This is a genomic window from Streptomyces sp. B21-105 (assembly GCF_036898465.1).
GTDB lineage: Bacteria > Actinomycetota > Actinomycetes > Streptomycetales > Streptomycetaceae > Streptomyces.
On sequence record NZ_JARUMJ010000001.1, the window covers coordinates 2,225,970 to 2,251,351 of the forward strand.

At 73.2% G+C, this 25,382-nt stretch carries 23 protein-coding genes; 13 read left to right on the forward strand and 10 right to left on the reverse strand.

Features of this window, described 5'->3' with window-relative positions:
- Positions 1 to 10: 10 nt before the first annotated feature.
- From QA802_RS10015 to QA802_RS10025, 3 genes are all read left to right on the forward strand, one after another.
- On the forward strand, positions 11 to 760 hold the full coding sequence (locus QA802_RS10015; protein ID WP_319166281.1) for a GntR family transcriptional regulator: 750 nt from the start codon (positions 11 to 13) through the stop codon (positions 758 to 760).
- Between the two features lie 37 nt (positions 761 to 797).
- Entirely contained in the window at positions 798 to 1,964 is a 1,167-nt protein-coding gene (locus QA802_RS10020) for a type ISP restriction/modification enzyme (protein ID WP_334520193.1), read from the forward strand.
- An 84-nt stretch (positions 1,965 to 2,048) separates the two neighbouring features.
- Positions 2,049 to 3,305: a CaiB/BaiF CoA transferase family protein gene (locus tag QA802_RS10025; protein ID WP_334520196.1), complete on the forward strand. Its 1,257-nt coding sequence runs from the start codon at positions 2,049 to 2,051 to the stop codon at positions 3,303 to 3,305.
- A 44-nt stretch (positions 3,306 to 3,349) separates the two neighbouring features.
- On the opposite strand, the gene QA802_RS10030 is transcribed toward QA802_RS10025, so the two are convergent.
- From QA802_RS10030 to QA802_RS10040, 3 genes are all read right to left on the reverse strand, one after another.
- Entirely contained in the window at positions 3,350 to 3,631 is a 282-nt protein-coding gene (locus tag QA802_RS10030) for a hypothetical protein (protein WP_319166284.1), read from the reverse strand.
- A gap of 126 nt (positions 3,632 to 3,757) precedes the next feature.
- Positions 3,758 to 4,576 carry an anti-sigma factor gene (locus tag QA802_RS10035; RefSeq protein ID WP_334520199.1) on the reverse strand — a complete coding sequence of 273 codons (819 nt, stop codon included), beginning with the start codon at positions 4,574 to 4,576 and terminating at the stop codon, positions 3,758 to 3,760.
- Positions 4,573 to 5,115, reverse strand: a complete 543-nt coding sequence (locus tag QA802_RS10040) for a sigma-70 family RNA polymerase sigma factor (RefSeq protein ID WP_307055684.1) — start codon at positions 5,113 to 5,115, stop codon at positions 4,573 to 4,575. The genes QA802_RS10035 and QA802_RS10040 overlap by 4 nt, the downstream gene beginning before the upstream one ends.
- A 210-nt stretch (positions 5,116 to 5,325) precedes the next feature.
- Here QA802_RS10040 and QA802_RS10045 point away from each other — a divergent pair, with 210 nt between their 5' ends.
- From QA802_RS10045 to QA802_RS10060, 4 genes are all read left to right on the forward strand, one after another.
- A complete protein-coding gene (locus QA802_RS10045; RefSeq protein WP_319166287.1) occupies positions 5,326 to 6,831 on the forward strand; it encodes a DUF4331 domain-containing protein in 1,506 nt (501 codons plus the stop codon).
- A 204-nt stretch (positions 6,832 to 7,035) separates the two neighbouring features.
- A complete protein-coding gene (locus tag QA802_RS10050) occupies positions 7,036 to 8,715 on the forward strand; it encodes a tetratricopeptide repeat protein (protein WP_334520205.1) in 1,680 nt (559 codons plus the stop codon).
- Complete coding sequence (locus QA802_RS10055; RefSeq protein ID WP_334520208.1) at positions 8,712 to 10,436, forward strand: sulfite exporter TauE/SafE family protein; 1,725 nt, start codon at positions 8,712 to 8,714, stop codon at positions 10,434 to 10,436. The genes QA802_RS10050 and QA802_RS10055 overlap by 4 nt, the downstream gene beginning before the upstream one ends.
- Before the next feature lie 60 nt (positions 10,437 to 10,496).
- Positions 10,497 to 12,137 carry a serine/threonine-protein kinase gene (locus QA802_RS10060; RefSeq protein ID WP_334520211.1) on the forward strand — a complete coding sequence of 547 codons (1,641 nt, stop codon included), beginning with the start codon at positions 10,497 to 10,499 and terminating at the stop codon, positions 12,135 to 12,137.
- 42 nt (positions 12,138 to 12,179) lie between these two features.
- Here QA802_RS10060 and QA802_RS10065 read toward each other — a convergent pair whose 3' ends face one another.
- Positions 12,180 to 12,986: an SGNH/GDSL hydrolase family protein gene (locus QA802_RS10065; RefSeq protein ID WP_334520214.1), complete on the reverse strand. Its 807-nt coding sequence runs from the start codon at positions 12,984 to 12,986 to the stop codon at positions 12,180 to 12,182.
- A gap of 308 nt (positions 12,987 to 13,294) precedes the next feature.
- On the opposite strand from QA802_RS10065, the gene QA802_RS10070 reads away from it, so the two are divergent.
- Both QA802_RS10070 and QA802_RS10075 read left to right on the forward strand, forming a co-directional pair.
- Positions 13,295 to 14,389: a DUF5925 domain-containing protein gene (locus tag QA802_RS10070; RefSeq protein WP_334520217.1), complete on the forward strand. Its 1,095-nt coding sequence runs from the start codon at positions 13,295 to 13,297 to the stop codon at positions 14,387 to 14,389.
- 132 nt (positions 14,390 to 14,521) lie between these two features.
- Entirely contained in the window at positions 14,522 to 15,295 is a 774-nt protein-coding gene (locus tag QA802_RS10075; RefSeq protein ID WP_319166294.1) for a DUF72 domain-containing protein, read from the forward strand.
- Here QA802_RS10075 and QA802_RS10080 read toward each other — a convergent pair whose 3' ends face one another.
- Positions 15,296 to 15,664, reverse strand: coding sequence for a GntR family transcriptional regulator (locus tag QA802_RS10080; RefSeq protein ID WP_334520219.1), 369 nt, complete (start codon positions 15,662 to 15,664; stop codon positions 15,296 to 15,298).
- A 71-nt stretch (positions 15,665 to 15,735) separates the two neighbouring features.
- On the opposite strand from QA802_RS10080, the gene QA802_RS10085 reads away from it, so the two are divergent.
- Both QA802_RS10085 and QA802_RS10090 read left to right on the forward strand, forming a co-directional pair.
- The gene (locus tag QA802_RS10085; RefSeq protein WP_334520222.1) at positions 15,736 to 16,665 is read left to right on the forward strand and encodes a GNAT family N-acetyltransferase; all 930 of its coding nucleotides are present in this window, start codon (positions 15,736 to 15,738) and stop codon (positions 16,663 to 16,665) included.
- The gene (locus QA802_RS10090; protein ID WP_334520223.1) at positions 16,646 to 17,149 is read left to right on the forward strand and encodes a ribonuclease FAU-1 family protein; all 504 of its coding nucleotides are present in this window, start codon (positions 16,646 to 16,648) and stop codon (positions 17,147 to 17,149) included. The genes QA802_RS10085 and QA802_RS10090 overlap by 20 nt, the downstream gene beginning before the upstream one ends.
- 142 nt (positions 17,150 to 17,291) lie before the next feature.
- Here QA802_RS10090 and QA802_RS10095 read toward each other — a convergent pair whose 3' ends face one another.
- Complete coding sequence (locus QA802_RS10095; protein ID WP_334520225.1) at positions 17,292 to 17,906, reverse strand: class I SAM-dependent methyltransferase; 615 nt, start codon at positions 17,904 to 17,906, stop codon at positions 17,292 to 17,294.
- A gap of 139 nt (positions 17,907 to 18,045) precedes the next feature.
- Here QA802_RS10095 and QA802_RS10100 point away from each other — a divergent pair, with 139 nt between their 5' ends.
- A complete protein-coding gene (locus tag QA802_RS10100; protein WP_107105240.1) occupies positions 18,046 to 18,180 on the forward strand; it encodes a hypothetical protein in 135 nt (44 codons plus the stop codon).
- Between the two features lie 129 nt (positions 18,181 to 18,309).
- Here the strand turns inward: QA802_RS10100 and QA802_RS10105 are convergent, their stop codons facing one another.
- Both QA802_RS10105 and QA802_RS10110 read right to left on the reverse strand, forming a co-directional pair.
- Complete coding sequence (locus QA802_RS10105) at positions 18,310 to 19,200, reverse strand: esterase/lipase family protein (protein WP_334520227.1); 891 nt, start codon at positions 19,198 to 19,200, stop codon at positions 18,310 to 18,312.
- Between the two features lie 171 nt (positions 19,201 to 19,371).
- The gene (locus QA802_RS10110) at positions 19,372 to 19,815 is read right to left on the reverse strand and encodes a MarR family winged helix-turn-helix transcriptional regulator (protein ID WP_334520229.1); all 444 of its coding nucleotides are present in this window, start codon (positions 19,813 to 19,815) and stop codon (positions 19,372 to 19,374) included.
- Positions 19,816 to 19,908: 93 nt separating this feature from the next.
- Here QA802_RS10110 and QA802_RS10115 point away from each other — a divergent pair, with 93 nt between their 5' ends.
- A complete protein-coding gene (locus QA802_RS10115; protein WP_307041466.1) occupies positions 19,909 to 20,283 on the forward strand; it encodes a cupin domain-containing protein in 375 nt (124 codons plus the stop codon).
- Positions 20,284 to 20,401: 118 nt separating this feature from the next.
- Here the strand turns inward: QA802_RS10115 and QA802_RS10120 are convergent, their stop codons facing one another.
- Both QA802_RS10120 and QA802_RS10125 read right to left on the reverse strand, forming a co-directional pair.
- Positions 20,402 to 21,370 carry a DNA polymerase Y family protein gene (locus QA802_RS10120; protein ID WP_334520232.1) on the reverse strand — a complete coding sequence of 323 codons (969 nt, stop codon included), beginning with the start codon at positions 21,368 to 21,370 and terminating at the stop codon, positions 20,402 to 20,404.
- Positions 21,367 to 25,083 (reverse strand): DNA polymerase III subunit alpha, encoded by a 3,717-nt coding sequence (locus QA802_RS10125; protein ID WP_334520235.1) that lies wholly within the window; start codon positions 25,081 to 25,083, stop codon positions 21,367 to 21,369. The genes QA802_RS10120 and QA802_RS10125 overlap by 4 nt, the downstream gene beginning before the upstream one ends.
- Positions 25,084 to 25,382: the final 299 nt, after the last annotated feature.

Genomic DNA, 25,382 nt, shown 5'->3' on the forward strand with positions numbered 1-25,382 from the left:
GGATAGGCCCGTGACCTCCTTCGCCCCGGACTCGATCGTCCTCACCCGAAAGCTGCCGCTCTGGTACCAGGTGTCGCAGTCGTTGCGCGCCTCGATACTCGGCCGCTCACCCCGGGATCCGTTGCGGCTGCCGACGGAGGAGCAACTGGCGGGCCACTACGGGGTGAGCGTGCTGACCATGCGGCAGGCCCTGAAGGAGCTGGAGGACGAGGGGCTGATCACCCGGCACCGCCGCCGGGGCACGTTCATCGAGCCGACGGCGCTGCGTGGGGCCCCGGTCCGGCTGCTGGGCTCGGTCGACGCGATCGTGGCGCAGCAGTCCGGGATGGCGACCGTGCTGCTGGACCACGGCCGGGCGGCCGTGCCGGCCGAGGTCGCCGAGCACTTCCCGGACCTGGCGGAGGTGGCCACGTACCACCGTCTGCGCAGCGACGAGAAGACGGGCGAGCCCACCAACCACGCCCGCAACTACGTCCGTCCCGAGCTCGCCGCCCGCATCGATCCGGACGACCTGGTCCGCTGGCCGATGACGAAGGTGCTGCGGGACGTCGTCGGCGTGGCCATCGGCCGGATCACCGACACCGTCGAGGCGCGGCTCGCGGACCCGGAGACGGCGCAGCTGCTGCGGGTCCCGCTGCTGAGCCCGATCCTGCACTACACGGGCGTCACCCACGACACCGACGGGCGGGTCCTGGACGCGGCCGTCATCCACTACCGCGGCGACCGTTTCTCCTTCACGGTCACCCTCGACGCGACGTGAGCGCGACGTGTCCGCGGCGCGACCGGGCCGTCGTACCATGCCACGCGTGACGCCCGACGACGCTCCGCCGCTGGCGGACCTCATGCCGTGGTCCGTCGCACCGCCGCGGCTCGGCCGGGGGTGGCCGACGGCCCCCGACCCGGCCTGCCTCAAGGCCCGCTGGGACGCCCTGCTGAAGGCCGAAGGACCCGACCGCGAGGCCCTGTTCGAGCCGACGCGTTCGCGCACCCTGCACACGGCGGTCGGGCAGCTGCCCGGCCGGTCCGGCGGCACCGAGCGGCTGGCCCGCGCGTCGGGCCCCTGCCCCGAGCCCGTACGGGTGCTGGCGGCGCCCTTCGACGAGCAGTGGCTCATCCCCGATCACCGGCTCCTCGACGCCGCCCGCCCGGAGCTGTGGCGGGTCGCGGACGAGGCGCAGGTGTTCGTGGTGGAGACGCCGCAGACGGCGGCCCGGCCGCTGCTGGCGACCTCGGTGCTGCCCCTGCTGCGGCCGGGCCGGATCCGGCCGCTGTATCGGCGGCCGGGCGGCGTGGAGCCGAACCTGGCGCCGGGTCTGCCCGACCTGCTGCGCCGGCTGGGCCACTCCCCCGATCCGGTGGACTTCCTGGCGTGGACCCTCACCGCCGTCCGCCCGGATCTCACCGTCCCGCTCACCCGGGACCGGGAACGGTGGGCGCACGGCGTCGAGTCGGGCCGTCGCACGCTGTGGTTGCTGCGGCGCCAGGGCGAGCGGCCCAAGCTGCCCGGCGGCCGCCGCCCCTACGTCCGCGCCCCGATCCCGGCCCGCCCGCTCACCCTGCGGTACGACCGCGGCGAGGAGGCCCTCCTGCTGGACGAGGGCCGGGTCTCGCCCGTCCCTCCCGAGGCGTGGGACGCCGAGTCGGAGCCCGGGGTGCGGGTCCTGGAGCGCTGGTTCGCGGCACGGACGGCCCAGGAGGCCGAGCCGGGCACGCTGGCCGCGATCCGCCCGACGGCCTGGCAGCAGACGTGGACCTCCGAACTCCTGGAACTGATCACGGTGCTGGCGCTGCTCGCGGACGCCGGCCCGCGGCAGGCCGGGTCGGCAGCGGCGGACCCGGACACGGTCACGACGGCGGAGCTGCGCGCGGCGGGCGTCCTGCCGGTCCCGGACGCGGCACGTCACCCGGCGACGGTCCTCGACCACCACGAGGAGGGACCGGAGGGCCAGTTCGCCCTCCTCTAGGGTCTGCCGCGCGGTCCGGCCGGCCCGGGCCCGGCGCCGGCTCCCGCATGACAGACCGGGCGGACGGAGGCCATGATCCACCCCATGGACCAGCCGCCCCAGCCCGAGCCCGAGCTTCCGCCCCAACCCCTGCCCCAGCCGGAGGCCGGGCCGGAGCCCCTGCCCCTCGAGGGTCTCGTCGTGGTCGCCGTCGAGCAGGCCGTCGCGGCGCCCTTCGCCACCCGGCAGCTCGCCGATCTCGGCGCACGGGTGATCAAGGTGGAGCGGATCGACGGCGGGGACTTCGCACGCGGCTACGACACGGCCGCCGGCGGACTCGCCTCGCATTTCGTGTGGTGCAACCGGGGCAAGGAGTCGATCGCGCTGGACCTGAAGCATCCGCGCGGCCTGGCCGTGCTGCGCCGGCTGATCGCCGGTGCGGACGTGTTCGTGCAGAACCTGGCGCAAGGGGCCGCGGCCCGGCTGGGCCTGGACGCGGCCACCCTGTGCGCGGCGCACCCGCGACTGGTCGCGGTCGACGTCTCCGGGTACGGCGCCGGCGGCCCGTACGCGGACAAACGGGCGTACGACATGCTCGTGCAGTGCGAGGCGGGACTGGTGTCGGTGACCGGGACGCCCGGGCAGCCGGTGAAGGCGGGCATCCCGGCGGCGGACATCGCGGCGGGCGTGTACGCGTTCTCGGGGGTGCTGGCCGCGCTGGTGCGGCGGGGCACGACCGGGCGGGGCGGACCGGTGGAGGTGTCGATGCTGGAGTCGCTGGCGGAGTGGATGGGGCATCCGCTGCACCACACGATGCACGGGGGCGTCCCCCCGCGGCGCACCGGCCTCGCGCACGCGGTGATCGCGCCCTACGACGCCTACCCGACGGCGGACGGCGGACGGGTGCTGCTGTCGGTGCAGAACGACCGGGAGTGGCACCGGCTGGCCGAACAGGTCCTGGACCGGCACGAGTTGGGCACGGACCCGGCGTATGCGACGAACGCGGCACGGGTGGCGAACCGGGACGGCACCGACGCGCTGGTGGCGGAAGCGCTCGGCGCGCTGAGCGCCGACGAGGCGGTGGCGCGTCTGGAGGGCGCGGGCATCGCGTGTGCCCGACTGAGGGATCTGTCCGAGCTGGCGGAGCATCCGCAGCTGGCGGCCCGCGAGCGGTGGCGGGAGGTGGGGACGCCGGTCGGGCCGCTGCGGGCGCTGCTGCCCCCGATCACACTGCCGGGCGGAACGGAGGCGCGGATGGGGGACGTGCCCGCGCTCGGGGAGCACACCGAAACAGTGCTGCGTGCCGCGGGGATGACGGACGAGGAGATCGCAGCGCTGCGCCGGGACGGTGTGACCGCCTGAGCGCGGGACTCAAGCCGGACGGGCGGGCCGGACGAGCCGGACGGTCAGTGCTTGTGCCCGCCGAACAGCGAGCGGCGCAGGCGGCGCAGGGGAGCGAAGAGCGAGACCCGGCTCACCCGTGCCCGCACCGTCCTCGAACCGGCGTCCTGCACCGGCTCACGGGCCGTCAGCTCCCGCATGAGCGAGGTCGCCTCGAGCGTCTCGCGCTGCGGAATGGCGGGACCCGCCAGTACCGAGAGATGTCGGTCCAGCCGCGAACTGGTCGCGCTGCTCCCGCAGGTGATCGCGGGGACCCTCGCCCTGCTGTGCATCGTTATCTGTTCCATGTCACTCCCCACCCGTACGAGTCCACCCGGCCCGGGCAGGGTAACCCTATCGCCCCGTCGCGGCACACATGTATCGAGCTCACAGGATTCACCTTCCCCGTAAGGGGGTTGACGACGCCTCCGCGATCACTCTCCGAATCCAACCGATTTCAGGGTGAGTTGGACAACCGGTTGTGTAGTGGGTTGCGGCGATCCCCCGTCGGGCTCGACGGTCACAGCGAGTGACGTCGCGGCCTTGTCGAGGCCGGTGGCGACCAAGGGCGTGTCGCTCGCGAAGAGTCCCAGGGAGCGTGGTTGCGCGCCGGGGCGCATGAGCCACAGCTGGTGCACCTGCCCGGTCGGGAGATCGCCGTATCCGCTCAAGGTCACGATCGCCTGGCCGTCGGCAGCGGAAGCGATCACTCCGATATTGCGGCCCCGAGCGTCCCGCCCGGTGCTCGACCGGGCGTCGGGAGCTGCGAGAACGTGGGCGATGTCACGTGCCTGGGCGCGCTCGGCGTTCAGTTCGTCGCGGGCGCGGTCGGCCTGGACGGCGAACAGCGAGGCGACGACGAGGGCCGCGGCGGCGGTGGCCGTCGCGAACGGCACGAACAGCGGGCGGCGCGCCCGGGGCGCTCGGGAGCGTTTGGGCGGTGGCTGTGTGCCCCAGACGTGCGGGGGCAGTTGGGGCGCGTGCTCCCGGACCGGGGCGCGCGAGGCCTCCTGCGGGGTTCTCTGCACCGCCGCCAGCACCCGGTCGCGCAGCGCGGCAGGCGGTGGGGCCGCGGTCGACCAGGCGAGCCGGACGGCGTCCTCGGTCAGCGCCCGCACCTCGGCGGCGCAGCGTTCGCAGCTCTTCAGATGCTTGTCGAAGCGGCGCCGCTCGTCCCCCTCGAGGGCGTCGAGCGCGTAGGGGGCGGCCAGCGAGTGAAGATCCTCCCGGCGGAAGATCCCGCGGATGCTCATACGGCGCCTCCCAGGCAGTCGCGCAGCCGCGTGAGTCCGTCGCGCATCCGAGTCTTGACCGTACCCAGCGGCAACGACAACCGGTCGGCCACCTCACGGTAGGTGTAGCCGTCGTAGTAGGCGAGGGTGACGGACTGCCGCTGAAGCGCCGTCAGGCGGTCGAGGCAGCGGCGCACCCACTCGCGTTCCAGTCCGGCCTCGACCTCCTCCGTCACCTGGTCGAAGGCGGGGTCGTGGTAGCGGCGTCCCTCACGCTGCTCGCGGTCCACGGCGGCGCGGGCGCTGCGCACCCGGTCGACGGCACGGCGGTGCGCGAGGGTGAGGATCCAGGAGAGGGCGCTGCCGCGGCTCGGGTCGAAGCGGCCGGCGGAGCGCCAGGCCTCCAGGAGGACCTCCTGCGCGACCTCCTCCGACTGCGCGGGGTCCCGGACGACCCGCCGGACGAGCCCGAACACCGGCCCGGACACCAGGCCGTAGAGCTGTTCGAAGGCTTTCTGGTCGCCTCCCGCCACGAGCACCAGAAGCTCGTCCGCCTCCATGCCGTCCCCCTTCCTGCGGCCGCCGCAACCTGGCCGCCCCGTCACACCCGGCATCCGCAACGCACACACCTCCGGGGAGGGGGTACGGATGTGAGCGCCGAAAACGCGGGTGAGCAGGAAATAAAAAGTTTTTTGGTTTCGACCAATCCGAACCGCCCCTCCGCTCCGTATCACTGTCCGTCAGGCAACTTGGCACAGAGGACGGACGGCATGACAGCTATCTCCAGGAGCGGCAACGGACGCAGGAGCGTCGCGACCCTCATATGCGGTGCGTTGGCCGCCGGGGGGCTCGCAGCCGCCGGCGCCGCCACGCTGGCACCGGGGGCCGCTTACGCCTCCAGCCACCGTGAGGCTCCTCTCATCTCGGGGACGCCGCAGTACGACAACACCGATGTCTACGCGTTCGTCAGTCCCGACCACGCGGACACGACGACGATCGTCGCCAACTGGATCCCGTTCGAGGAGCCGGCCGGCGGGCCGAACTTCTTCCCGTTCGCCGAGGACGCCCAGTACGACCTGCACATCGACAACAACGGTGACGCGAAGGAGGACCTGACCTTCCGTTACACGTTCAAGACGCACACGAAGAACAAGAAGACCTTCCTCTACAACACCGGTGCCGTCGACAGTCTGAACGACCCCGACCTGAACGTCACGCAGACGTACGACCTCGAGCTGATCAAGCTGAAGAAGGGGAAGGTCCAGCACAAGACGAAAATCGCTGACGACGTGCCGGTGGCGCCGTCGAACGTCGGCAAGGCCTCGATGCCGAACTACAAGAAGCTGCGCGACCAGGCGATCTACAAGCTGCCCAACGGCGCGAAGACCTTCGCCGGCCAGGCCGACGACCCGTTCTTCCTGGACCTGCGCGTCTTCGACCTGCTGTACGGCGGTGACCTCTCCGAGGTCGGCAACGACACGCTCAAGGGCTACAACGTCAACTCGATCGCGCTCCAGGTCCCGAGCGACATGATCACCGAGCACAAGAACCAGCCGATCGTCGGCATCTGGTCGACCACCCAGCGCGAGAACGCCGAGGGCTACTACACGCAGGTCTCCCGTCTGGGCAGCCCGCTGGTCAACGAGGTCGTCAACCCGATCAAGGACAAGGACCGGTTCAACGCGTCCCAGCCGAAGGACGACGGCCAGTTCCTGAAGAACGTCACCAACCCCGAGCTGCCCAAGCTCATCGAGGCGATCTACAAGATCAAGGCGCCGGCCGAGCCGCGCAACGACCTCGTCGACGTGTTCCTGAAGGGCGTCAAGGGCCTCAACCAGCCGCCGTACGTGACGCCGTCGGAGGAACTGCGCCTCAACACCTCCATCAAGCCGGCCGCCAGCCCCAAGCGGCTCGGCGTCCTGGACGGCGACAACGCGGGCTTCCCGAACGGCCGTCGCCTCACCGACGACGTCATCGACGCCTCGCTGCAGGTCGTCGAGGGTGAGCTGGTCGGCGCCAAGAACGACCTGGGCGACGCCGTCGACAAGAACGACAAGGAATTCGAGAAGGCCTTCCCGTACGTGGCGCTGCCGACCGAGGGCTCGCGCGGCGCGGCCGCCAAGAGCGGCGACGTCCGCAGCCAGCTCGGCGACGCCCTCACCGGCTCGGAGAGCAACACCGCGCTGATCGCCTCCTCCGCGGGCGCCGGCGCGGCGGGCATCCTCCTCATCGGCGGCGGCCTGATGTGGTGGCGCGGGCGGCGGCGGGCCTACTAGGCCCTCCCCTCGAGCGGGCCGGGGAGAATCCTGCGCTCCCCGGCCCTGCCCCACCGACTGGCGCGGCCCGCGTACTCATCCCCCACGGCGCGGGCCGCGCCACCCCCACACCCCCACACCGGCAGACCGGCAGACCGGCAGACCGGCAGACCGGCAGACCGAACCACCGGCAGACCGAACCACCCAGGCGACCTAGGAGAGGGCATGTCCCCGCGGACGAACGACGGCGAGCGCGAGCAGCCCGGGCAACCGGACTCCGGCCGGCCGACGCCAAAGGCCCGGCACGCCACGAGCGGGGACCACGTGCCCGAGACGGAGACCGGGACCACCGGGGCCTCCGGGACCACCGGGGCCTCCGGGACCACCGGCTCTGCATCCGGCGCCGAAGCGGAAGAGACCGAAACCGCAACCGAAACGGGCGAGCCCACCGAGCCCGCCCGACCCACGCCCGCCGAAGCCCGCGAGGCCACCGAGCCCGCCCGCCCGACAGCGCCGGAGCCGGCCGTCGGCGATGTGCGGGTCGCCGCCGTGCGGCGGGTGGGCGCGGCGGGCCGTCGCTGGCGGGCCGTGCACCTCGGGGCGTGCGCCGCCATGCTGGCCGTCGCGCTCACCGCCGGGGCGGTCGCGCTCGGGGCGGCGCACGAACAGCGCGGGATGCCCGTGGCGGCGGCCGCGGCGGTCTCCCCCGGGCTGCTCGCCGGGGGCGACCTCGACGCGAGCATCACCGCCCTGCAGGCCCATCTGCGCGCCCAGCCCCGCGACTTCGGCGGCTGGGCCACCCTCGGGCTCGCCTACGTCGAGCAGGCCCGCACCAAGGGCGACCCCTCCCGCTACCCGCAGGCCGAACAGGCCCTCGAGCGGTCCCTGGCCCTGCGCGCCGACAACGACCAGGCCCTGGCCGGCCGGGCCGCCCTCGCCGCCGCGCGCCACGACTTCGCCGGCGCCCTGTCCTTCGCCGACCGAACACTGAAGCAGAACCCCTACAACGAACGCGCCCTGAGCTCCCGGATCGACGCCCTGGTCGAGCTCGGCCGCTACGACGACGCCGACGCCGCGGTCTGCACCGCCGACCGACGGCGGCCCGGGGTACCGGTGTTCACCCGCTACGCCTACGTCCACGAACTGCGCGGGGACGTCACCACCGCCCGCCGTGTCCTGGACCGGGCGCTGGCCGCGTCCAGTTCGCCCGGCGACATCGCCTACGTCGCCGCCCAGCTCGGCCAACTCGCCTGGAGCCAGGGCGACTACGCCACCGCGCTCAGCCACTACGCGCGCGCCCTCGCCGCCGACGAGAACTACCTCCCCGCGCTGGAGGGCCGGGCCCGTGCCCAGGCGGCGAGCGGACGGCAGGCGGAGGCCATCAAGGGGCTGGAGCTCATCGTCGCCCGTTACCCGCTGCCCGGCCCGCTGGTCGAGCTCGGCGAGCTGTACGAGGCCCGGGCCCGGGCGGGGGACGCGGCGAAGGCCGCCGAGCAGTACGCCCTGGTCGACGCCTGGACCGCCATCGCCCGCGCCAACGGCGTCAACGCCGACCTCGACACCGCGCTCGCCGCCGCCGACCACGGTGACCGCGCCACGGCCCTGCGTGCGGCCCGCGACGACTGGTCCCGCCGGCACACCGTGCACACCGCGGACGCCCTCGCCTGGGCGCTGCACGTCAACGGCAAGGACGCCGAGGCCCTCCCCTACGCCCGCCAGGCCACGGCCACCGGCTACCGCAACGCGTCCTTCCTCTACCACCTCGGTGTGATCGAGAAGGCGACCGGCCATCCGCAGGACGCCCGTACGCACCTCTCCGCCGCCCTGAAGCTGAACCCCGGCTTCTCCGCTCTGGGCGCCCGCGAGGCCCGTACGGCACTCAAGACGCTGGAGGCGGCCAAGTGATCTCACGTCGTCTGTTCGCCTCCTGCGCGGCCGTGTTCACGGCCGGGTGCGCGCTCGTGCTGGTTCCTTCCGCCGCCGCGAGCGCGCACCCCCTCGGCAACTTCACGGTAAACCGTTACGACGGTCTCGTCGCCGCCCCCGGGCAGCTGCGCGTCGACCACGTCGAGGACCTCGCCGAGATCCCGGCGACCCAGGCCAAGCCCGACATCGAGCGGCTGGGGATGGACGCCTGGTCCCGGGAGCGCTGCGCCACCGCCGCCGCCGGCAGCAGGCTCACCGTCGACGGCCGACCCGTGACGCTCACGGCGGGCGCGAGCAAGGCGGTCGTACGGCCCGGCCAGGCGGGGCTCGACACGCTCCGCGTCGAGTGCCGGCTGACGGCCCCGTTGCCCGACGAGAGCGCCGTCGCCCTCGCCTTCCACAGCGAGGGCGCCTCCTCCGGACCCGGCTGGCGTGAGATCACCGCGCGCGGCGACCGGACGACGCTCACCGGGTCCGACGTGCCGAAGAAGTCGCTCTCCCACGAACTGACCACGTATCCCGAGGAGTTGTTGTCCTCGCCGGCGGACACCGCGACCGCGTCCGTGACGGTGCGGCCCGGCGGCGCAGCGCTCGTCGAGGAGGGCCGGGACGCGCCCGCCGCGTCGGTGCTGCCGCGCGGCGCCGACCGCTGGACCCGGTCGCTGGACGACCTGGTCGCCCGGCAGGACCTCACCGTCGGCTTCGCCGCGCTGGCCCTGGTGATCGCCGTCGTCCTCGGCGCGATGCACGCCGTCGCGCCGGGCCACGGCAAGACCATCATGGCGGCGACGGCGGCCGCCCGGGGCGGCAAAGCACGGATGAAGGACGTCCTCCCGCTGGCCGCCTCCGTCACCGTCACGCACACCCTGGGTGTCGTCGCGCTCGGCCTGCTCGTCACCGCCGGTTCGGCCGCCGCGCCCTCGGTGATCGCCTGGCTGGGTCTGGCGAGCGGGGCGCTGGTGCTCTTCGCCGGCGCGACCCTCGCCCGCCGCGCCTGGCGCGGCCGCGGCCCGGGCGCCCCGCACGCACACCCGCACCCCCACCCCCATGGGGACGGCGACGGTCACGGCCACCCGCACCCCCACGAGCCCGCGAAGACCCCCGAGCGTCAACTCGCCCTCGTCGGGGCCACCACCCCGCACACCCATGCCCATCAGGACTCCGACCACGGGCACAGCCACGACCACGACCGCGCGCAGGAACACGAGCACGGCCACGACGACGACCACGCCCGACCGCACGACCACGACCACGATCACGGCCGTCCGCACACCCACGGGGGCCACCCGCACTCCCACGGTCACGGCGGCCACACGCACTCGCACGGCGGGCGCACGCACACCCACGCCGTCGCCCCCACGCTGCGCGGGACGCTCCTCCTCGGGTTCGCCGGCGGCATGGTGCCCAGTCCGTCCGCCGTGGTCGTGCTGGTCGGCGCGGCCGCGCTCGGCCACGCCTGGTTCGGCCTGCTGCTCGTCGTCGCGTACGGCGTCGGGCTCGCGCTGACCCTGACCGCCGCCGGGTTCGCCGTCGTCCGGCTGGGCGCCGGGGCGACCCGCCTGCTGGAGCGGCAGCCGCGCTGGACGAGCCACCCGGTCGTGACCCTCGTCCGCCGCAACCTGCCCCTGTGGTCCGCGTTCCTCGTGGTGGCCCTGGGCGCCGGACTGGTGCTCAAGGGGGCCGCATCCGTACTCGGCTGAGCTACGTTTGTGAGGTTGCGGAGGCTTTCGCCCGGATGCGAAGAGCGAAATGGGGGCGCGGTGACCGGAGAACCGGGCAGTGAACGTCTGATCGCGGGCCGGTACCGGCTGCTGACGCCGCTCGGCGAGGGCGGCATGGGCACCGTCTGGCGGGCCCGTGACGAGGTGTTGCACCGCGAGGTCGCCGTCAAGGAGGTGCGGGCCCCGCACGGGCTGGCGGCCTCCGACGTCGAGCGGCTGTACGCCCGGCTGGAGCGCGAGGCCTGGGCCGCGGCCCGGGTCGCGAACCGGAACGTCGTGACGGTGTACGACGTGGCCACCCAGGACGGGCGGCCGTGGATCGTGATGGAGATCGTGCACGGCATCTCCCTCGCCGACCTGCTGGACGCCCAGGGGCCGGTCGAGCCGGCCCGGGCCGCGCACATCGGGGCCGAGGTGCTGGCCGCGCTGCGGGCCGCGCACGAGGCCGGGGTGCTGCACCGGGACGTGAAGCCGGCGAACGTGCTGATGTCGAACGACGGCCGGGTGGTGCTCACCGACTTCGGCATCGCGACCGTCGAGGGCACCTCCGCGCTGACGATGACCGGCGAGGTCATCGGCTCCCCCGAGTTCCTCGCGCCGGAGCGGGCGCTGGGGCGCACGCCGGGGCCCGAGTCGGACCTGTGGTCGCTGGGCGTGCTGCTGTACGCGGCGGTCGAGGGCAACTCCCCCTTCCGTCACGACACTCCGCTGAGCACCCTGCGCGCGATCGTGGACGAGGAGCTGCCGCCGCCGCGCCGGGCCGGTCCGCTGGCGCCGGTGATCGAGGGGCTGCTGCGCAAGGATCCGGCCGAGCGGCTGCCCGCCGACCGGGCCGAGCAGGACCTGCGGCTCGTCGCCGCCGGGGGCTCCCCTGCCGGGGGAGCCGATGTCCGCGGCGACGCGGCCCGTACGGCGCCGTACACGGCGTTCCCGCCGACGGGCGCGCACCCCGGCGGACCGGCGACGGGGCAGGCGCCGACCGCCGCGACCCCGCATCAGCCCTGGTCGGCGACACCGCCGGCCACGTCGTCGCCGTCCGCCGGGGAGCCGCCGGACCGCAACCGGCGGGCCGGCGCCCTCCTCGTCGTGGGGGTGATCGTGCTGGCGTTGGCGGTCGCGGGGCTGACCTACGGGCTGCTGGACCGCGACGACGGCGACAAGAACGCCTCCGGCGGGGTCACCGACAGCGCCTCGGAGGTGGTGAGTTCGCCGCCGACACAGCCGGAGACCAGCGCGGAGGCCGAGTCGCCGAGCCCGACGCCGAGCCCGAGCGCCAGCTCCGAGGCGCCGAAGCAGACCGTCTCGGTCGCCGTCGCCGGCGCGCACACGGAGTACTCCGGAGCGTGCCCGCCGAAGGACGCCGACGCACCCGCCTTCACCGCGACGATCACGGTGGGGCAGCTGCCCGCGACGGTGTCGTACCGCTGGGTGTCGAAGGACGGCGAACTGTCCGGGCAGACCTGGAAGACGCTCGAGTTCCCCTCGGGCGGCGGAAAGTCCAAGCAGGACAAGGTGATCGTGTCGACGTACGCGGAGAGCGGGACGTACGAGAACGCGATCGCCGTCGAGGTGCGTGACCCGGTGAAGACGACGTCCGACTCGGTGCCGTTCTCGGTCACCTGTGAGACGGCGGAGTCCCCCTCGGGCGAGGCCTCTCCCTCGCCGTCCGCGTCGGAGTGAACCGGGCCCGACCACCGGACGGTGTGTCAGGCCCGGCGCGGATCAGGCCGTGCTGTTCAGAACCGGCAGATAGCCGCCCCACTGACCGGCCGCGGTCGGGTGGTAGGACTCGCCGATGTCGAGCCAGTTGAGGCTGTGCAGCCAGGAGCTGCCGGAGCAGATCTCGTGGCCGCCGAACGAGGTGCGGACGTCGCCGAAGACGAAGCCGTGTGCGACGGCGCGCCGGGCGGTGGCGGCGTCCAGGTAGTCGGCCGCGCCGTTGATGGCGGAGCGTTTCGCCTCGGACAGGCCGAGACAGACCGTGCCGGTTCGGTAGAAGCGCGGGTAGCCGATGACGACGACGTGCGCGTTCGGGGCTCTGTCGCGGATCGACGAGTAGACGGTGTCGAGTTTGCCGGGGAGCGTGGAGTCGACGTACGCCCGGGCGGTGTTGATGCGGTTCAGGCAGGTGCTGTCGGAGCCGGTGACGCAGGTCGTCATGACGTCGGCGAAGCCCGCGTCGTTGCCGCCGACGGTGACGGTCACCAGGCCGGTGGAGGAGTTCAGGCCGCCGAGCTGACCGGCCAGAACATCACCCGTACGAGCACCCGAGCAAGCGGCGAAGGTGAACGAGGAGGGGGTGTGGGCAGCGTTCCAGAGGTAGGGATACGCCTTGGTGCTGCGCTTGCAGCTGCCGCTGGAGCTGATGTAGCTGCCCGCTCCGACGCCGGAGGAGTAGGAGTCGCCGAGCGCCACGTAGCCGCCTGTGGCGGCGAGTTGGGATGCCTGCGCGGGGACCGCCCCGGTGAGGGCGGCGCCGGCGGCGAGGAGGACTGAGCTGACGAATACGACAAGTCGGGAACGTCTCATGGAACCTCCCTTTAGCAGGATCTCTGCCATGACTGTCGTAGCAACTACGCGAGTTGACGGGAAGCGTCCATGCCAACTTTGCCGCCGACGGAGTGCGCCGTTCTGTAACGGCCGAACGGACGGAGAGTCAGGAACCGTGGGAGCGCGGCCTTTCGCGTCGAGCGCGAGCCCGTCCCGCGCCTGTCCCTGACCTGCCCCTGGCGGCCCGGGACTGATTGGATCGAACAGGCGAACGCGACACGACCGACACACCGCGCGCACCTCGGAAACCGGGTGCACCCGAAGGCCTCGTGCCGGATCATGGCGGCATGTCCGCACTCCCACACGACGCACTGCCGATCCGGCTCACCGTCGACGACTCCGACTCCCCGTCCGACGTCGTCGACGCGCTGTTCCTCGGCCGCTTCGCGACGGGCGAGCAGCCGTACTCGCACGCGGCGAACATCGACCGCGTGCGCTCCGGCGCGACCCTGCTGCCGCCGCACGCGCGTGTGCTGCGCATGGCCCGCGACGAGGACCGCAGCGCCACCCTGGCCGAGGGCGACGGCTGGACGCTGCTGGTCTCCCGCTGGAACCGCGGCGCCGACGTCACGGTCACCGCGACCACCGCCGAACTGGCCGCGCAGGTGCTCGACGAGGCCACGGACGGGGCGGCGGACGAACCCGAGCCCCAGCCGGAGAACGTGACCATGGGCTTCTGGTACGTCTCCCCGCGGCGCGGCCCGCACCGCACCACCCGCCAGATCGCCGCGGGCACCTGGGACGAGGTACGCCCCAACTACACGGCCCCCGTCGCCGAGGCGATGGACCGCCTGATGGGGACGACCCCGGAGAGCATCGCGGGCCGGCTGCTCCTGCTGCACGGCCCGCCCGGCACCGGAAAGACGTCCGCGCTGCGCACCCTGGCCCGCTCCTGGCGGGAGTGGTGCCAGGTGGACTGCGTGCTGGACCCCGAGCGGCTGTTCTCGGACGTCGGCTATCTCATGGACATCGCGATCGGCGAGGAGGACGGCGCCGGCAAGAGCCGCTGGCGGCTGCTGCTCCTGGAGGACTGCGACGAACTGATCCGCGGCGAGGCCAAGCACACGGCGGGCCAGGCGCTGTCCCGGCTGCTGAACCTGACCGACGGCCTGCTCGGCCAGGGCCGCAACGTCCTGGTCGGCGTCACCACCAACGAGGACCTGGAACGGCTGCACCCCGCCGTGGTCCGCCCCGGCCGCTGTCTGGCCCGGATCGAGGTGGGTCCGCTGACGCGCCCGGAGGCCGTGGAGTGGCTGGGCACGGAGGAGGGGGTGGGACGCGAGGGCGCGACACTCGCTGAGCTGTACGCGCTGCGCCGCGGCATCTCCCCCACCGCGCTGCCGGAGCCGCGCGGGGTGGCGGACGCGGGCCTGTACCTCTGAACACCCGGGCGCCTGTGCGCACCCGGCGGCTCAGAGGCGCCCGGCGCCTGCGAACACCGGGCGCCTCTGAGCGCCCGGCCGCCGCGCGCTGCCCCCGCCGCCCGTAGGTACCCCAGGTGTTTTGATGGAGGTATGACGCTGTACGTCGGCACGTCGGGCTGGCAGTACCGGGACTGGAAGGACGTCCTGTACCCGGCCGACGTGCCCGTACGGCGGTGGCTGGAGGAGTACACCGGGCACTTCGCCACCGTGGAGATCAACAACGCCTTCTACCGGCTCCCGTCCCGGGAGACCTTCGCGTCCTGGGCACAGCGCGTCCCGCCGGACTTCACGGTCGCGGTGAAGGCGAGCCGCTATCTCACCCACATCAAGCGGTTGAAGGACCCCGAGGAGCCGGTGCACCGTCTGATGACCCACGCGGCGGGCCTCGGCGGCCGCCTCGGCCCGGTCCTCCTCCAGCTGCCGCCGACCCTGCGGGCCGATCCCGCTCTGCTGGACGCCTGTCTGTCCTGCTTCCCGCCGGGCGCCCGGGTGGCGGTCGAGCCGCGCCACGCGTCGTGGTGGACGCCTCGCGTGCGGGAGGTCCTGCGGTCCCGGGGCGCGGCCCTGTGCTGGGCCGACAGCCGCTCCCGTCCGGTGACGCCGCTGTGGCGGACCGCCGACTGGGGGTACGTCCGCTTCCACCAGGGGCGCGCCCACCCCTGGCCGCACTACGGCCGACGGGCCCTGGAGACCTGGCTGGACCGCATCGCGACGACCTGGCCGGACAACGCCGACGTCTACACGTACTTCAACAACGATCCCGGCGGCGCGGCAGTGGCGGACGCGGCCCTGTTCGGGCGGACGGCGGCACGGGCGGGGCTGACGGTGACGCGCACCCCGCGCGGGCTCGCCGCGCGCCGGTGATCACGCCCGGTAGGCCGCCCGCAGGGCTTCCCGGACGGCGGCCGCCCCCTGCTCCTCGCTGAGCCCCAGCCGCACCACCCGTTCGGCGTAGGCCTGCGCGGCGGCCGCGGCCTCACGCTCCGCCGCCGGTCCCGCGGCGGCGACGAAGGTGCCGTTGCGCCCCCGGGTCTCGATCACCCCGTCCGTCTCCAGCGCCCGGTACGCCTTGGCGACGGTGTTCGCGGCGAGGCCCAGTGACTCGGCCAGGCTTCGCACGGTCGGCAGCCGATAGCCGACGGGCAGCTCTCCCGCATGCGCCTGCTCGGCGATCTGCGCCCGTACCTGCTCGTAGGGCGCGGCGCTGTCATCGATGTGGATCTTCAAGGTCACGGGCCCGATTGTCCCGTACCCGCCGGAAAATGGGAGGCACCCGCAGGCCGCCTCTCCTAGCGTGGGCCCACATGACCGTCATCGTGCGTGATCTCCACCCCGGCGCAGACGCCGACATCGAGGGCTTCGTCCGCGTCCGGCACGCCGCGCTGCCGTACGTGTACTTCAGCCGGGCGTCCGTGCTCCACCACCTCGCCCTGACCCCGGCCGCCGCCCACTACCGCGCGCTGGTCGCCGAGGAGGACGGCGAGGTCGTCGGCACGGCCCAGGTCGGCCTCGCGCACGACAGCCCGGAGCCGGGCCAGGGCTGGCTCAACGTGTACATGGACCCGGCCCGCGCCCGCCGCGGCGCGGGCACGCTGCTGGTGCGCGCCGCCGAGGAGCACCTGGCGGCGCACGGAGCGACCAAGCTGTTCGCCTGGGTCCTGGACGAGCCCGGCCACCGCGCCTTCGCCGAGCGGCACGGCTACCGGGCGAGCCGCTCGGCGCACTTCCTGGTGCTGGACCTGGAGCACACCGAGCTGCCGCCGCTGCAGATTCCGCCGGCGGACGTCGAACTGCGCACGGCGGCCGACTTCGCGGACGACCCGCGACCGCTGTTCACCCTCGACGCGGAGGCGGGCTCCGACGAACCGGGCGACATCGCCATCGAGTTCACCGACTACGAGGCGTGGCTCGCCGAATACTGGAAGCACCCCCACCTCGATCTGGAGCTGACCTCGGTCGCCGTGGCCGACGGCCGTCCCGTCGCGTTCAGCGTGGCCCACACCGACGGCGCCGGGCGGTACGGCACCGGCATGACCGGCACCGTCCGCGACCACCGGGGCCGGGGTCTGGCCAAGCTCGTCAAGAACGACTCCCTGCACCGCGCACGCGCAGCCGGGTACACCCAGGCGCACACCAGCAACGACTCGGACAACGGGCCGATGCTCGCGGTCAACCGATGGTTCGGGTACGAGATCCGCGCGTCGGAGGTGCGGTATGTCCGCGAACTCGGCTGAGCCGCTGGGCGTGGTGGACGTCGTGCTGGTCAAGGGCGGGCGGACGAAGATCCGCTACCCGGCCGGACTGCTGTCCGACGACGGGGTCAGGATCGCGGTGCGCGCCCCGTGGGCGGGTGACGGCGTACGCGACTTCGGCTTCGTGCGGTTCGAGGCGGGCGACGTCTTCACCGAGTTCTACTGGCGCGACCGGTGGTACTCGGTGAAGGAGGTCCGCGCCGCGTCCGGCGCCCTGAAGGGCTGGTACTGCGACGTCGCCCGGCCGGCCGTGCGGTCCGGCGCGGAGCTCGTCGTGGAGGACCTCGACCTGGACCTGTGGCGCTCCGCCGACGGCACGGACGTACGACGCCTGGACGAGGACGAGTTCGAGGAGAGCGGACTCGCCCGGCGGGAACCGCGGGCGGCGGCCGCCGCGCTCGCCGCCCTCGACGAGCTGGAGGCGCTCGCCCGCACCGAGGGCGGCCTGGAGGCGCTGCTGGCATGACCCGCGGCCGGAGAACGGCAACGGAGCCCGCGGGGGGCCACCGCCGAGGACCAGCAGCGGTGCGTGGCCACGTGGGGACCGGCGAGAACCGGCAGCGATGCGTGGCTGCCATCACCGAGAGCCGGTGGCAAAGCCTGGCCGCTCACACCGTTGCCACCACCGCGTACCGCTCGTCCTCCACCGGGCCGCCCCACAGGAGCGCGTCCTGCGACAGCCGCTCCACACGTGCGTGCCCGGTCAGCGGGGCCAGCAGAGCCGTGAGCCGGTCCGCCGGTATGCCGGCCGGGGTGACGGTGCCCCAGACACCCTCGACCAGCACGAGCCGCCCGCCCGGGCGCAGCAGACCGCGCCAGTGCCGCAGCACGCGCGCGGGGTCGGGCAGCGCCCACAGCAGGTGCCGGACGAGCAGCACGTCGAAGCGCTCCTCCCCGACCGGCGGCGCCACCGCGTCACCGTGGAGGAACACCGCGTCACGCCCGGCGAGTTTGGCACGGGCCAGGTCGATCATGGCCGGGGACAGATCCACACCCGTCACCCGGTGTCCCTGCTCGGCTGCGAGGAGCGAGAGGCTGCCGGTGCCGCAGCCGAGATCCAGCACGTCGCTCGCGCGCTCCGGCAGCCAGGCGCGCAGCCGCCGGGCCCAGGCCGCGCGCACCTCGGGGTCGCGCAGGCCGTGGTCCGGCTCCTCGTCGAACGCGGCCGCCGCCGCGTTCCAGTCGACGCCGGGCACCGTGGCTTCGTCACTGTTTTCCCTCATGTGCCCCAGAGTGACACCCGCCACTGACAATCGAATCGTGACACCGGCCACTGACAGCCCGGGGGTTGATGAGGAACTCTCACGGAAAGGGTCTACCTCCGTGAGAACGCGGAACTCGGTAGCCCTGAAGGAGGCAGCCATGCGCCGCACCACCGTGCAGAAGCCCCTGAAGAAGACGGAATCCCGCAGGATCCGCGACGAGGCCGACGAACGGCCCGCCGGTCGCCCCGAGGTGCGCAAGGACATCGCCCGCACCTGGTGGCCGGACGGCTGAGGCCGCCCCTTTCGCATCACCCGCCGTTCCGTCTGCGGCTGCGCTGTCCGGACGACACGGACTCCGGGACCTGTCCGGCCTGATCGGCGGCTCAAGCCGGACGGACCCCCCGCGAACACGACCGGCGCGTCAGCTCAGGACGGACGCGCAGGTGGTGGCGGTGGCGTGGGCCGGGTCGAGCGCGTTGGCCACCTCGTGGAAGGCGATCCGGTCGAGCAGCCCGATCGCGAGGTGCTCGGAGAGGTCCAGCGGGCACAGGTCCTGGAGCAGGACGTTGCGCACGTTCGGACCGCTGAGGAACTGGGTGCGCCACGGTGTGACGACTTCGTCGTACCGGGTCGCGATGACGGTGTAGCGGACGCCGGGGACGGTGTCTCCGCCCTTGTTGAGCCCGGTGAGGAAGTCCGAGCCGACGATCTGGTCGGCGAGCCCCGGGGTGGCGGCCGAGAGCAGGTCCTCGGCGCCCGGGAAGTAGGGCAGCAGACGGGTGAGTCCACTGAGGGTGGTGCCGTGGTTGTCGGGGGCGAGCCCGATCAGCGCGTTGACCTTGGCGGCGCCGCCGAGGAACTTCAGGTAGTAGCGCGGCATCATGCCGCCCTGGGAGTGCCCGACGAGGTCGGCCTCGGCGGCGCCGGTCGCGGCGAGCACCTTGTCGACGAAGACGGAGAGCTGGCCGGCGGATTCATCGATGGGGCCGAGACCGTGGAAGAGCGGGACGCCCGGCAGTCGGCCGTAGTCGACGGAGAAGACGCAGTAGCCGCGGACCGTCAGGTAGGGGGCGAGCGCCAGCCAGTTGTCGACGGAGTTGCCGAGGGTGCCGTGTACGAGGACCACGGGGCGGGGGTGGGCGGCGGAGGGCTTGCAACGGTAGTCGTTCCAGCCGCTCGAGGGTGCTGCGGCGGCGGCCGCATAGGCGTGGCCGGCGGTCGATGCATGGGCGGCGGCGGTGGGGAGGGTGGCGGCCACGGCGGCCAGCAGCAGTGCGGCGAGTGGTCTGAGCGCGCGATTCCAGGGCAGCATCGGGTGATCTCCTTGCGGCTCAAGGGGAGTGCGAGGGGCCGTACGCCCTGTGATCCGGATCACGGGATGCTGTTCACTTGTCAAGTTACGGACGAGTAGGTGAAGTGTGAAGTTACGCGTCAGTAAAAACTTCCAGTGATAGTCAGCGACGACCCGGCCGCTGCCGTTCCGTCACCAGACCGGCCTGATCGGACCATAGGGGGCAATACGCGCCAAACGGTCGTACAACACGCGCACTTCACTCTCGCCGAGCGCATCGACCCACGCCCGCACCGCCTCGGCGGCCGCCTCCTCCGCCGCGCGGGTGCACGCCCAGCCGTGCTCGGTGAGAACGATCAGCCGGGCCCGCGCATCCACCGGATGCGGCCGGCGCTCGACGTACCCCTTGCGCACCAGCTCGTCGACGAGCTGGCTCGCGGCCTGTTTGGTGACCCCGAGATGGGCGCCGAGCTCGGTGACCGTCGCACCGTCCGGGGCCAGCCGGGTGAAGGCGAAGCCATAGGAGGGCCGACCGTCGAAACCGCGGGCGACGACGCCGTCATTGATGCGCCGGGTGAGCTCACCCGCGGCGGCGAGCAGGGCGGCGGACAGGGCGAGAGCTTCGGAGTTCTGCACATCCGCAATGAAACACCCTTGACAGGATAGTCAAGCAGGTTGACCATTGAGATCTATCTAGTCAAGCTTCTTGACCATTTCTAGGGAGTCACCATGCCCGTCGTCCGCTCGTCCGAGGCCGTCACCCATGAGATCCACGGCGCCCGCTTCGTCTCGTACGCCACCCCGCTCACCGGAAGCAAGGAGCTGTGCGCCTGGCGGGGCGAGATCCCGGCGGGCACGAAGGCGCCCGCGCACACCGTCAACCGGGAGGAGATCTTCCATCTGCTCGTCGGCGAGCTGCTCGTCACCCTCGACGGCCGCACCGAGCGGATCACCGCCGGCGACACCATGATCGTCAATCCTGGCGCGACCCTGGCCGTGGAGAACCCGACCGATCACACCGCGCTCTCCTGGGTCACCACCTCCATCGGCCTGGAGGCGGAGCTGGCCGACGGAACCCGGATCACTCCCCCGTGGGCCAACTGACCCCACCGCGGTTGCCGTTTCCATACCGTTTGCCGTTTCCGTACCGGTTGCCGTTGCGTTGCCACCGCCACCGCCCCACCGCCCCACCGCCGTGCGATGTCCGCGGCCGGGCTTCGGCTCATGCCGCCAGGGTCCCGGGTTTCACCGCCCCCGGCCCGAACCTCGCCCGCAGTCGGTCGGCGACCTCCTCGATCCGGCGGGCCTTCTCGTCGACGGGGTCGAAGGTGAGCTGGTGGGAGGCCCGTTCGGCCGGGCCGAGACCCTCGGCGCGCAGGGCGATCACGCGGACCCGGGCACGCTGCAGACCGAGCGCCTCGTACAGGCCGTACGCCGCCCTCGTCAGGTCCGCCGAGTGCGCGGTCCGCTCCTCGAGGGTGCAGCTGCGGGTGGAGGAGGACCGGTCGGCGTAGCGCACGGTGAGGGTCAGAGCGCCGCAGACCTTCTCCACGGCGCGCAGCCGGACACCCAGCTCCTCGGCGGCCGAGAGCAGGGCGCGGCGGTGCCGGTCGGGGTCCAGCTCGTCACGGTCGAAGGGGTGCTCGGCGGCCAGCGACCGCGCCACGGCGCCTGGCACCACCCGGCCGCGGTCGACGCCGTTCGCCTTCTCGTGCAGCTCCCGGCCCGCCCTCGCGCCGACCAGACGCTGGAGTGTGGACAGCGGCGCGGCGGCGACCCGGCCGAGGGTGTCGAGGCCGTACTCGCACAGGGTGCGGGCGGTCGCCCTCCCGACGCCGGGCAGCGTGGTGACCGGCTTGTCGGCGAGGAACTCCCGCACCCCGCCCTCGGGAACCGCGCACGTCATCCCGGGCCGGGCGGCCCGCAACGCCGTGCGGGCCGACAGCGGTCCGGGGCCGGCGCCGATCACGCAGTCGACCCCGTGCAGGGCGAGCGCCCGCACCCGGATCACCGACGCCAGCTCGATCGCGGTGCGCCCGAAGTACCGCTCTGCGCCCCTCAGATCGGCCAGCGCCCCGTCCGGCGGCAGCGCCTCGACGACCGGCGTGAACTCCTCCAGGAGCCCGAGCAGCGCCGGCAGGGCGAACTCGTGCGTCGACGTCAGCTGGAACCGTACGCAGAGGACAGTCATCCCGCACTCCCCGGACTCTGGTGCCACAACTTCCTTCCCACCGCGGGCCCCTCGCCCGCGGGGCGCAGATCGGCCCAGGGGTGCATCTCGTACCCCGTGGGCATGCGGATGCGACGTCGTTCCGTCGCGTCCCGGGCGGCCGAGCCCGTCGGCGCGGGCGGTCCGTCCGAACCGGCGAGCCGGCTGCGCGCCGGACCGTCGCCGTCGGCGTCGGCGTCGGCGTCGGCGTCGGCGTCGGCGTCGGCGTCCGCGCCGGGGACGCCGCCGGAGTCGGCCAGCCGGGCCGCGACCCCTTCCAGCCCTTCGTCCCGGCGCACTTCCAGCAGGTCGGCGAGGTTCCAGACGGCGGCGCCCACCACGCTGAGGCTGCGCGGGCCGCGCCGCTGCACCACCCCGCGCACCAGCAGCAGCCAGGAGTGGAAGACGGTGTGCGCGCAGGCGTCGTGGGAGTCGTCGAAGAAGGCGAGGTCGACCAGGCCGGTGCCGTCGTCGAGGGTGCTGAAGACGACCCGCTTGCCGGACCGGATCGGCGGGGTCTGGGTGGCCGCCTTGGCGCCCGCGACCAGCACGGTCTCCCCGTGCCGGGCCTCCCGCAGCCGCCGCGCCGAGACCACGCCCAGTTCGTCGAGGAAGGCGCGGTGGTCGTCCATCAGGTTGCGTGAGGCGTCCATGGACAGCACGCCCAGCTCGGCGCTGAGCCGCTCGGCGGAGGACAGGTCGGGCAGCCCGGCGGGAGCGGTCCTGCGCCCGCCCGCCAGGGGGAGCTGGCCGCCGCCCGCACCCCGTGCCCCGCGGTGCAGTTCGGTCAGGTGCAGCTGCAGGTCACGGCGGTTGGCGCCGAAGGCGTCCAACGCGCCGACCTGGGCGAGCCGTCCGGCCAGCGGGCGGCTCGGGCGCGCCCGTTCCCAGAAGTCGAGCAGCGAGGCGTACGGCTGTCCGTCCGCGACACGGGCCGCCTCGGCCTCGCTGATGCCGTGCACGTCGCAGAGGGCCAGCCGGAGTCCCCACCGACCGCCGGAACCGGCGCCCCCGGAGAACGACCCCGACGACCCGGACCCCGACGACCGGGACTTCACCGAATCGGACATCGACGATCCGGACGGCGACGATCCGGACGGCGACGATCCGGACGGCGACGATCCGGACGGCGACGATCCGGACGGTGATTCAGACACCAGTTCGATACGATGGCCGACTCCCGACCGGTTCACGTCCAACGGCAGGATCGGCACCCCACGCCGCCGCGCGTCCGCCAGCAGCAGCCGCTTCGGGTACATCCCGGGGTCGTGGGTGAGCAGCCCGGCATAGAAGGCTGCGGGGTGGTGCGTCTTCAGCCATGCCGACTGATACGTCGGAACGGCGAAGGCGACCGCGTGCGCCTTGCAGAAACCGTAGGAGCCGAAGGCCTCGACGATCTCCCAGGTCCGCTGAATCGTTTCTGCTTCATATCCCCTCGCCCTCGCGTGCTGGGCGAACCACACCTTGATCCGCCCCTGCGACTCCGGGTCGGACAGCCCGCGCCGCACCCGGTCCGCCTCGCCCCGCCCGCAGCCGGTCATGATCGCGACGATGTCGATGACCTGCTCGTGGAAGACGACGACCCCGTAGGTGTCCCGCAGCGGCTCCGCCAGATCGGGGTGCGGATACCGGACGGGCGCCCGCCCGTGCCGCGCCTCGATGAAGGGCCGCACCATGTCGGCGGCGACCGGCCCGGGCCGGAACAGGGAGATGTCGACGACCAGATCGTGGAAGGTGGCCGGCTGGAGCCGTCCGACGAGGTCGCGCTGGCCGGGCGACTCGATCTGGAAGCAGCCCAGCGTTTCGGTGGAGCGGACCAGCCGGTACGTCGCCGGGTCGGTCGGCGCGAGCGCGTCCAGGTCGATCCGCTCCCCCGTCGCCCGTTCCACCTCGGCCACCGCGTGCGCCATCGCCGACTGCATCCGCACGCCCAGCACGTCCAGCTTGAGCAGCCCGAGGTCCTCGACGTCGTCCTTGTCGAACTGCGCCATCGGGAACCCCTCGCCGCTGGTCGGCACGACCGGCGTGCGGGAGAGCAGCGACGCGTCGGAGAGGAGCACCCCGCACGGGTGCATGGCGACGCCGCGCGGCAGGGCGTCGAGGGCCTCGACCAGCTCCCACAGCCTGCCGTACCTCTCCCCTCCGCGCCGCGCCTCCCCCGCCAGCGCTTTGAGCTCGGGCAGTTCCGCCAGCGCCGCGCGGGCGTCCCGGGCGCGGATGTGCGGGAAGGCCTTGGCCATGCGGTCGATCTCGGCGGGGTCCATGGACAGGGCCGCGCCGACGTCCCGGATCGCGTGGCGGACGCGGTACGTCTCCGGCATCGCGACCGTGGCGACCCGCTCGGCGCCGAAGCGGCCGATGATCGCGCGGTAGACCTCCAGCCGGCGCGCGGACTCCACGTCGACGTCGATGTCGGGCAGCACGACCCGCTCCTTGGACAGGAAGCGCTCCATCAGCAGCCCGTGCTCGACCGGATCGGCGTGCGCGATGCCGAGGAGGTGGTTGACGAGGGACCCCGCGCCGGAGCCGCGCGCGGCGACCCGTATCCCCATGTCCCGTACGTCGTCCACGACCTGAGCGACCGTCAGGAAATAGGAGGCGAAGCCGTGGTGGGCGATCACGTCCAGCTCGTGGTGCATCCGCTCCCAGTACGCGCGCCGGCCCGCGTACCCCTTCCGTACCATCCCCGCCGCCGCCCGCGAGGCCAGCGCCCGCTGGGCGGTGCGACGGCCCGCGCCGACGAGGTGCGGCTCGGGGAAGTGGACGGCGCCCATGCCGAGGTCGTCCTCGGGATCGACCAGGCATTCGGCGGCCGCGGCCCGGGTCTGCTCCAGCAGCCGGTGGGCGGCGGCGCGCCGGAAGCCCGCGGCCTCCACGATCCGCTCCGCCGCCGCGAGCATGAGGTCCGCGCCCTTGAGCCACGCCTCGCCCGAGTCCAGTTCCTTGGACGGGTCGAGGGGCACGAGCCGACGGGCGGCGTCCAGGACGTCCGCGACCGGGCCCTGACCGGGGTCGGCGTACCGGACGGCGTTGCTGAGGACGGGCCGGACCCGCTGCTCGGCGGCGAAGCCGACGGTGCGGGCGGCCAGCCGCAGGGAGCCGGGGCCGGTGCCGGCGCGTCCGTGCCAGACGGCCTCCAGGCGCAGGTCGTCGCCGTAGGTCTCGCGCCAGGGGGCGAGGAGTCTCGCGGCCCGGTCCGGGCGGCCCGCGGTGAGCGCGCGGCCGACGTCGGAGGCGGGGCCGAGCAGGACGGTCAGACCGTCGCCGTGGTTCGCGGCCCAGGGCAGCGTGGGGACACCCGCGCCCTCCTCGCCCGCGTGCGCCGACGTGACGATCCGGCACAGGTCGGCCCAGCCCCGGGCGCCGTCCCGGGCGAGGAAGGTGACGCGGGGGGCCGACTCGTCGAGGAAGGCGCCGCCGCGCACGGGGGTGCGGCGCCGGTCCCGCCGTACGGATGCGTCGTCCTGCGGCCGCTCGGGCGCCGCCACCGCCAGGTCCACCCCGAACAGCGGGCGTACGCCTGCCTTGGCACAGGCCTTGGCGAAGCGGACCGTGCCGGCCAGGGTGTCGCGGTCGGTGAGGGCGAGGGCGTCCATGCCCCGCTCGAAGGCGCGTTCGGCCAGGCGCTCCGGGTGCGAGGCCCCGTACCGCAGGGAGAACCCGGAGACGGTGTGCAGATGCGTGAACCCCGGCATCCACACCTCCCGATTCGAACATCAGTTCACAACCTTCCCTCCCCCACCATAGACCAAATTCCGAACATCTGTACGATAGCCGTTCGGACGCCTCCCACCTGCGAAAACACCTCCCGCCCCGGACCGTGGGGACATGACCCAGACGACCGGGCCCGACGCGCTGCGCCGCTTGAACGACACGGCGTTGCCCCTGGAGGTCCGCGTCGCGGCCGCTCTCGTCCGCCTCTACGCCCTCCCCCTGACCCGCATCGTCGAACTCACCGAAGACCACGTTCGCCGCGATCAAGGGCATACCTACG

Bases quoted from the DNA above. Each gene is read 5' to 3' on its own strand.
- QA802_RS10020 (WP_334520193.1), top strand. From the start codon at position 798: ATGCCACGCGTGACGCCCGACGACGCTCCGCCGCTGGCGGACCTCATG.
- QA802_RS10025 (WP_334520196.1), top strand. From the start codon at position 2,049: ATGGACCAGCCGCCCCAGCCCGAGCCCGAGCTTCCGCCCCAACCCCTG.
- QA802_RS10030 (WP_319166284.1), bottom strand. From the start codon at position 3,631: ATGGAACAGATAACGATGCACAGCAGGGCGAGGGTCCCCGCGATCACC.
- QA802_RS10035 (WP_334520199.1), bottom strand. From the start codon at position 4,576: ATGAGCATCCGCGGGATCTTCCGCCGGGAGGATCTTCACTCGCTGGCC.
- QA802_RS10040 (WP_307055684.1), bottom strand. From the start codon at position 5,115: ATGGAGGCGGACGAGCTTCTGGTGCTCGTGGCGGGAGGCGACCAGAAA.
- QA802_RS10045 (WP_319166287.1), top strand. From the start codon at position 5,326: ATGACAGCTATCTCCAGGAGCGGCAACGGACGCAGGAGCGTCGCGACC.
- QA802_RS10050 (WP_334520205.1), top strand. From the start codon at position 7,036: ATGTCCCCGCGGACGAACGACGGCGAGCGCGAGCAGCCCGGGCAACCG.
- QA802_RS10065 (WP_334520214.1), bottom strand. From the start codon at position 12,986: ATGAGACGTTCCCGACTTGTCGTATTCGTCAGCTCAGTCCTCCTCGCC.
- QA802_RS10070 (WP_334520217.1), top strand. From the start codon at position 13,295: ATGTCCGCACTCCCACACGACGCACTGCCGATCCGGCTCACCGTCGAC.
- QA802_RS10075 (WP_319166294.1), top strand. From the start codon at position 14,522: ATGACGCTGTACGTCGGCACGTCGGGCTGGCAGTACCGGGACTGGAAG.
- QA802_RS10085 (WP_334520222.1), top strand. From the start codon at position 15,736: ATGACCGTCATCGTGCGTGATCTCCACCCCGGCGCAGACGCCGACATC.
- QA802_RS10090 (WP_334520223.1), top strand. From the start codon at position 16,646: ATGTCCGCGAACTCGGCTGAGCCGCTGGGCGTGGTGGACGTCGTGCTG.
- QA802_RS10095 (WP_334520225.1), bottom strand. From the start codon at position 17,906: ATGAGGGAAAACAGTGACGAAGCCACGGTGCCCGGCGTCGACTGGAAC.
- QA802_RS10100 (WP_107105240.1), top strand. From the start codon at position 18,046: ATGCGCCGCACCACCGTGCAGAAGCCCCTGAAGAAGACGGAATCCCGC.
- QA802_RS10105 (WP_334520227.1), bottom strand. From the start codon at position 19,200: ATGCTGCCCTGGAATCGCGCGCTCAGACCACTCGCCGCACTGCTGCTG.
- QA802_RS10115 (WP_307041466.1), top strand. From the start codon at position 19,909: ATGCCCGTCGTCCGCTCGTCCGAGGCCGTCACCCATGAGATCCACGGC.
- QA802_RS10120 (WP_334520232.1), bottom strand. From the start codon at position 21,370: ATGACTGTCCTCTGCGTACGGTTCCAGCTGACGTCGACGCACGAGTTC.
- QA802_RS10125 (WP_334520235.1), bottom strand. From the start codon at position 25,083: ATGCCGGGGTTCACGCATCTGCACACCGTCTCCGGGTTCTCCCTGCGG.